The following is a 6,842-nucleotide window of genomic DNA, read 5'->3' on the forward strand; positions in this document are numbered from 1 at the left end:
TACTGGACCTACCGGAAGTACTGGGCCTACCGGAAGTACTGGTTTAATCGTTACAACAAACTCTATGTTCGCTAATAATACATTAGGTGGTCCCATCTCTGTGATATTAGGTGGCACTAATATTCCTCTTTCTAATAACCAAAGCCTCGGTAATTTTACAGTTAACGCCTCAAACGATATATTTACAATTCCTGTAACTGGAAGATATCATTTAACCTATCAAGTTAATACGACAACCTCTCTACTTGCTGGAACAAGACTACTATTAAACGCTTCTACGCCAATTCCTGGCTCTATTTTTTCTCCCGCGTTATCAACTTCAAATTATAGTAATAATTTAATTACTAATTTAAATGCTGGTAATACAATTTCACTACAATTATTTGGTATATTATCCGTCGTGAATTTAGTTGGAGGCGGATCAACAGGTGCCTCTCTTACAATTATACGAATTGATTAAAAAATGATTCATTCTTTTTTATAATAAAAAATCTAAATACTCACTTAGTAAATGTTACTATAGTGATTAAGTAATAAAAACAAATTATACTATATCCATAGTAGAAAACATCTATACTAAATTTTCCGTATATATTATCAATTTACACTTCCCCCAAGTCGATGTTACATTAAAGATGAAGATTGTTTCTCCTTTACAGACCATCTCAATATGTATTTGAGAAACATCTCCAATCCTATACGCGAGAGCAATACTATATTGACACTCAATTGAGTGTCTTTTTTTATTCAAAAAAATAAAACCATCTCTTATAGATGGTTTTAACAATACACATTTACTTTTACTCTTTATATTATTGCCAGCTTATAAAGCTGGATAATAAATAGTCATACTTAACCGAGTTAATGTTCTTCCTGAATTAGTATAAGTATGCGGTCTATCCGCCTTAAAGCGAATTGAGTCTCCATTATTTAACGTATATTGACAATCATTTATATCAATTTTCAATTCCCCTTCAAATACCGTTATAAATTCCTCAGTACCCTCTTTATGTGCTTCTGAACTTAAATTCCCTTCTGTTTCAATTTCAACCGTATAAATTTCGAAGTTTCTATCATCTTGGAAAGGAAATGAGGGATACACTTTATATCTCCCATTGTCTTCAGACAATGCTTGAACATCATTTCGTAAAATCACTTTCGTATCAGGCTGTGGATTATTAATTAAAGAGGTAAAGGATACTTTCAAACCATTAGCAATTTTCCATATTGTTGTTAGTGTCGGGCTTGAATCTCCTCTTTCAATTTGTCCAATCATCGTTTTACTTACACCTGTTAATTGAGAGACCTTTTCTAAACTTAATTTTTCTTTTTCACGTATTGATTTTAAATTTTTTGCCAGAATAAGTTGAATTTCTTCCATAAAAAACACTCCTACATTGTATACAATATAACGTCCGTTATGTATAATAAAAAGCACACGTTATATTGTTCTTTTTGATCATTATAACATACAAAATAATTAGGGGGTTTTAAAATGCCAATATTTTCTTTTTTGTTATTTGTTTTTATAAGCAGCTTCACACCTGGCCCTAACAATTTCTTAGCTATGACATACGCAAATCAACACGGATTAAAGAGAAGTATAAACTTTTGCTTTGGAGTAGCATTCGGTTTTTTCATCCTCACTTCTTTATGTAGTTTCTTTAATATTGTATTAATTAATATTGTACCTATAATTGAATTGCCTTTAAAGATTTTAGGTGTCGCGTATATGCTATATTTAGCCTTTAAAATAATCACTAGTAAAGGCAGTGCAGAACCCGATGAAAAAAATAATAAAAACTTATTTACAGTGGGTATTTTTCTTCAATTTGTTAATCCAAAAGGAATATTATTTGGACTCACCGTAGTCTCTACTTTTATACTCCCTTACTACAACTCATATTCAATTTTTCTACTTTTCTCATTATTCCTAGGTATAGTTGGTTTACTGAGTACATTTAGTTGGAGCCTTTTTGGTTCCATGTTCCAAAAAATTTTATTAAAACATAATCAATTATTTAACATCATTATGGCTGTTTTATTGATTTTCAGTGCTATTTCAATTGTTATTCACTAGCTATTAACTCATTCTGGATGCTTTTTATCCTCTTTTCTGTATACATCACATCAATATTATAATAATCTTAAAATGTTTTTATTAATAATCTATTTCGTAGTTTCACAATTTATGGATTGGGACTACGAAGTAAACTAGAATGTTTCTCACTAGATAATATTAATTTTGTTGTGTGCCGCTAGCTTAATAAAGTTCTTCAACATTATTCGCTTTAGTATTATACGATTGTAGGCAAAATGAAAACAATAAGTCTACAACATAGGTATTTTAAAATCTTTTTATAATTATAAAGAAAAAATACCGTATAATATAAATTACTGCTCTTTAGGAGGATCACAATGGCTGATAAGTATAAATTTTTAATTCTCATTGTTACCGCATTTTTTTCATTCTTTTCTTTAATAAAAGATTTCCGCAACACTTCAAAAAGTTTCTTTTGGGGTAGTTTTTTAATTCTTACAAGCTTCATGATACTATTAATACATGCTCTAGATTTAACTCAAATACTTATTTATCCAAAGCAAATTGCGCTTGAATTTATTACAATACCACGTAAATTATTTTTGCCATCTGTCACTGAGGCCGCCAGTTTCCCTACAACACTAAGATAATAATTTGATTACGAGCTCTTTTTTAACCTAAACATACCATATACAAAATCCAACCTTAATCACTTAATTACTGATAAGAACCTAACTTATAAAACGCATAATAATTATACTCATTTACTAGTATACAAGCCGTATCTCTTAGTAGAAGCACAGCATAGAATACGATACAGGACAAAACCTTCAAAAAACTTGTCTGAGTTAATTCTCAAAAAGGGGTGAATATAAATGCCTATCGTTAAACCTTTTATAGCTGGAAGACGATTTGTAAGTACAGCAGCAACAGGAACTGCTGCTGGAGCAGATTTAACTTTTGCTAACACAGACTTCACTGATGACACTGGCGCTGTAACAACATTCCCTGCTTCTTATGCCTTTTTAACACTTTATATTAATGGTGTTATTCAAACAGGTGATACTATTACTGGTGTGACTACTACAGCTGCTACTATTGTAGGAGGAGCAGTCCTAGATGGAGGCACTCCTATTGCAATTGAATTTACTATAACGTAACTTGATTTATCTTTTTAGAGGTTTCATTAAAAGAAACCTCTAATTTTAAAAATTCACATCAATTTTAGTAGCAACTACATATAGTACATTGCATATACTAGATAGAATGATAGGAACTTATACTCACTCACAAAAAGAGCACTTATCTATAGTGACCTTTTATATGGCACAATAATTCTTCTCCTATTTGCTCTTAGAGAACCTACTAAGCAGTTAGCTAATTTAGCTAACTGCTTTTTCCATATATTATTTATAGCTTTATCCGTAATAGTAACGCTTGTGCACTATCTACTATAAATTTTCATATATTGTATTATGATTGTCCAAAACGTGAAGTTAATACTCACGCAATCTAAATACAAGAAAGGAGTGAAAATATGCGCTCATCAATTCGTAAATTCGCTAATTTTAATTGTGAAGCACAAGCACCTAGTACACTACCTGCCCTAGGTTTTGCCTTCAATGCTACTTCACCTCAATTTGCAACATTATTTACACCACTACTATTACCTAGTACAGGCCCAAATCCTAACATTACTGTCCCTGTAATCAATGATACAATTAGTACTGGAACTGGTATTAAAATTCAGATAGCTGGTATTTATCAAATTAGCTATACATTAACAATTAGCCTTGATAACGTTCCGGTAGCCCCGGAAGCAGCGCGCTTTTTCTTGACATTAAATTCATCGACTAATGTTATTGCAGGATCCGGAACCGCAGTCCGTTCTAATATTATCGGAACTGGTGAAGTCGATGTATCAAGTGGTGTCATTCTAATTAACTTAAACCCTGGTGATGTAATTCAAATTGTCCCCGTTGAAGTAATAGGTACAGTAGATATTCGTTCTGCAGCGTTAACAGTTGCGCAAATTCGTTAATAAAGTGAAACTTTAATCAGCCCTCACCAATCGAACTTTTACGGGCAGCCCGGCCCTCACCTAACTTCTTTGCTTCCACTGAATTTTGAGGTGGGGGCCTTACTGCCCGGCAAATAGCGGGATAAAAACAAAAGACTTGGCTAACTAACATTTAATGTTCCTTATACACACTAAAATATATTTTTATAGATTTGACACACATTTATATTAAACAAGCATATTTTATTGTATGTTGACTATATAGTCATACAAATCTAAAGCGTTCATAAAAGCACACTTATATGTGTGCTTTATTTTTAATTAAAACCTACAACATTCTCAAACAATATCCATATATTATCTTGATTTCTCTCTAAATATATAGTTTGTCTCAGAGCGCTATACTGCGCTCTTTTTATTTAAATCCCAATTTTTAAAGTTCGATTTTATGATTTACGTTATACACATGCTCCGCTACTTTTGAAACAAGGTATACATCTAGAACACTTCAGTCATAAAGATATGTTCATAACATTAAATCGCTATTCACATGTTTTGCCTGGAATGCAGGAGGATGCTGTTAAAATATGTAGTGAAAGACCATTAGAATAATAATATTTTCAAATATAAAAAAATGCGGTTTCTCCTCTCAAGAGAAACCGCAACATATCAATGCTTTTACTATATTTTAAACTGACTCGTATACAAATCAAAATAGAATCCTTTATCTTCCATGAGAGATTCATGATTCCCTCTTTCTAAAATATTTCCATCTTTTATAACAAGGATTTGATCTGCCTTTTCAATTGTTTTAAGTCGATGAGCGATCACAAAACTTGTGCGACCTCTCATTAAATTATTTAGTCCTGCTTGTATTTGTAATTCTGTTCTTGTGTCAATATTAGATGTCGCTTCGTCGAGAATTAATATATCTGCATCTGCTAAAATTGCTCGTGCAATCGCAAGAAGTTGTTTTTGTCCTTGACTTAAATTCGATCCTTCTGAAGCAATTTCTGTTTCATATTGATTTGGCAAATGCTTAATAAAAGAATGTGCAGATGCTGCCTTAGCTGCAGTGATGACTTCTTCATCACTAGCATCTAAGCGTCCATAACGGATATTATCCATAATCGAGCCTGCAAATAAATACGTATCCTGTAAAACTACTCCTATTTTACTTCGTAAAGAATTAATATCATAATCTTTTATATCTTTTCCATCAATATGAATTTGTCCTTGCTGTATATCGTAAAAACGAGTTAACAAATTAATGATTGTTGTTTTCCCTGATCCAGTCGGACCAACTAAAGCAATTGTCTCTCCTGGCTGCGCTTTAAGACTTACTTCTTTTAAAATCGTTTTATTTTCTGCGTAGCCAAATGAAACATTCTCAAGTACAACATGCCCTTGTAAATTTTGTACAACAAATGCGTCTTTTTTATTTTGAATTTCTGGTACCTCATCCATAATCTCAAAAACACGTTCTCCACCAGCAACTGCTGCTTGAATTGTATTCATTAAAGTCGCAAATTGACTTAACGGTCTTGAGAATTGACGAGAATAATTAATAAAAGCCGCAATAACACCTACTGTTGTCATTCCGTTTAAGACCATAACTGATCCAGTCCCAATGACAAGCCCCATACCTAAGTTATTAATAAAGTTCATACTTGGAAAAATAAAAGCTGAAAATGTATCAGCCTTCGTAGCTGAAACTCTTAGCTGTTCATTAATTTTATTGAAATTTTGTACAGTTTCTTTTTCTTTTCCGTACAACGTTGTAACATCCGCACCTGTAATTGCTTCCTCAATAAATCCATTTAATTCACCTAAATCTTTTTGACGCTTCGCAAAGTTTTTACCACTATATGCAACTAGTTTTTTTGTAACGTAAAACATAATAGGTACTGTAATTAAAGTTACAATTGCTAAAATCCAATTTAAGGCGAACATCGCAATCGTTACACCTATAAAAGTTAACGCTGATGAAATAATTTGTACAACACTTTGTGTCAAAGCTTGGTTCAAATTATCTATATCATTTGTCACACGGCTCATTAAATCACCTTGAGAACGTACATCAAAGAACCGTAAAGAAAGCGTTTGGATTTTCTCAAAAATATCTTGTCGTATTTTTTGAATTGTTTTTAATGCAACGTTAATCATGACAAACGTTTGTAACCATGTTAAAAGTACCGTTACACCATAAATCGCGATAAGTAACATACACATTCTTGCTGTACCACTTAAATCTTTCGGTACAATATATTGATCTATAATGACTCCCATAAAATATGGACCTAATAATCCAAGTAATGTAGTAACAACTACTAGAAATATAACAAACATAAGAGCAGCTTTTTGATAGCCCATATAATTCCATATCCGCATTACAGTTCCTTGAGCATTTTTAGCTTTTCGCATCTTTGGCGTGTTTCTTCTACCTTTATTAGCAAATTGTCCTTGAAAATTACGCATGTTCTTCCCCACCTTCTTTATACAAATTACCACCTTGGGAAAGATAAATTTCCTGATAAACCTCACTTTGTTCTAACAATTGTTCATGTGTACCATTACCAACTAATTCACCATTATCTAATACAAGTATTTTATCCGCATCCATTATGGAAGAAATTTTGGACGCAATTAATAAAGTCGTTGTGCCTTTATATTTTGTTTTTAAAGCTGTTTGAATAGTAGCCTCTGATTTCGCATCAACTGCTGATGTAGAATCATCTAATATTAGAATCGGTGGTTTTCTCACAAGTGCTCTTGCAATTG

General features: G+C 32.2%; 7 protein-coding genes and 1 pseudogene. 5 read left to right on the forward strand and 3 right to left on the reverse strand.

What is annotated here, in order from left to right:
* A partial coding sequence (locus MR167_RS29640) for a BclA C-terminal domain-containing protein (RefSeq protein ID WP_242316104.1) occupies positions 1 to 460 on the forward strand: 460 nt, incomplete at its 5' end.
* 363 nt (positions 461 to 823) lie between these two features.
* On the opposite strand, the gene MR167_RS29645 is transcribed toward MR167_RS29640, so the two are convergent.
* Positions 824 to 1,381 carry a helix-turn-helix domain-containing protein gene (locus tag MR167_RS29645; RefSeq protein WP_000391292.1) on the reverse strand — a complete coding sequence of 186 codons (558 nt, stop codon included), beginning with the start codon at positions 1,379 to 1,381 and terminating at the stop codon, positions 824 to 826.
* A 114-nt stretch (positions 1,382 to 1,495) separates the two neighbouring features.
* Between MR167_RS29645 and MR167_RS29650 the strand changes: the two genes are divergently transcribed.
* From MR167_RS29650 to exsF, 4 genes are all read left to right on the forward strand, one after another.
* Positions 1,496 to 2,080 carry a LysE family translocator gene (locus MR167_RS29650; protein ID WP_001121279.1) on the forward strand — a complete coding sequence of 195 codons (585 nt, stop codon included), beginning with the start codon at positions 1,496 to 1,498 and terminating at the stop codon, positions 2,078 to 2,080.
* A gap of 338 nt (positions 2,081 to 2,418) precedes the next feature.
* Positions 2,419 to 2,691, forward strand: a complete 273-nt coding sequence (locus MR167_RS29655) for a hypothetical protein (RefSeq protein ID WP_000774122.1) — start codon at positions 2,419 to 2,421, stop codon at positions 2,689 to 2,691.
* 225 nt (positions 2,692 to 2,916) lie between these two features.
* On the forward strand, positions 2,917 to 3,201 hold the full coding sequence (locus tag MR167_RS29660) for a DUF4183 domain-containing protein (RefSeq protein ID WP_001123247.1): 285 nt from the start codon (positions 2,917 to 2,919) through the stop codon (positions 3,199 to 3,201).
* 377 nt (positions 3,202 to 3,578) lie between these two features.
* Complete coding sequence (exsF, locus tag MR167_RS29665; RefSeq protein WP_001257874.1) at positions 3,579 to 4,082, forward strand: exosporium protein ExsF; 504 nt, start codon at positions 3,579 to 3,581, stop codon at positions 4,080 to 4,082.
* A gap of 660 nt (positions 4,083 to 4,742) precedes the next feature.
* Here the strand turns inward: exsF and MR167_RS29670 are convergent.
* A complete protein-coding gene (locus tag MR167_RS29670; protein WP_001243571.1) occupies positions 4,743 to 6,539 on the reverse strand; it encodes an ABC transporter ATP-binding protein in 1,797 nt (598 codons plus the stop codon).
* Positions 6,532 to 6,842: pseudogene (locus MR167_RS29675) on the reverse strand (ABC transporter ATP-binding protein); the annotation flags it as partial. The gene MR167_RS29670 and the pseudogene MR167_RS29675, both read right to left, overlap by 8 nt.

Origin of the sequence: Bacillus cereus group sp. BfR-BA-01355 (genome assembly GCF_022663675.1) — a bacterium.
Classification (GTDB): domain Bacteria; phylum Bacillota; class Bacilli; order Bacillales; family Bacillaceae_G; genus Bacillus_A; species Bacillus_A thuringiensis_S.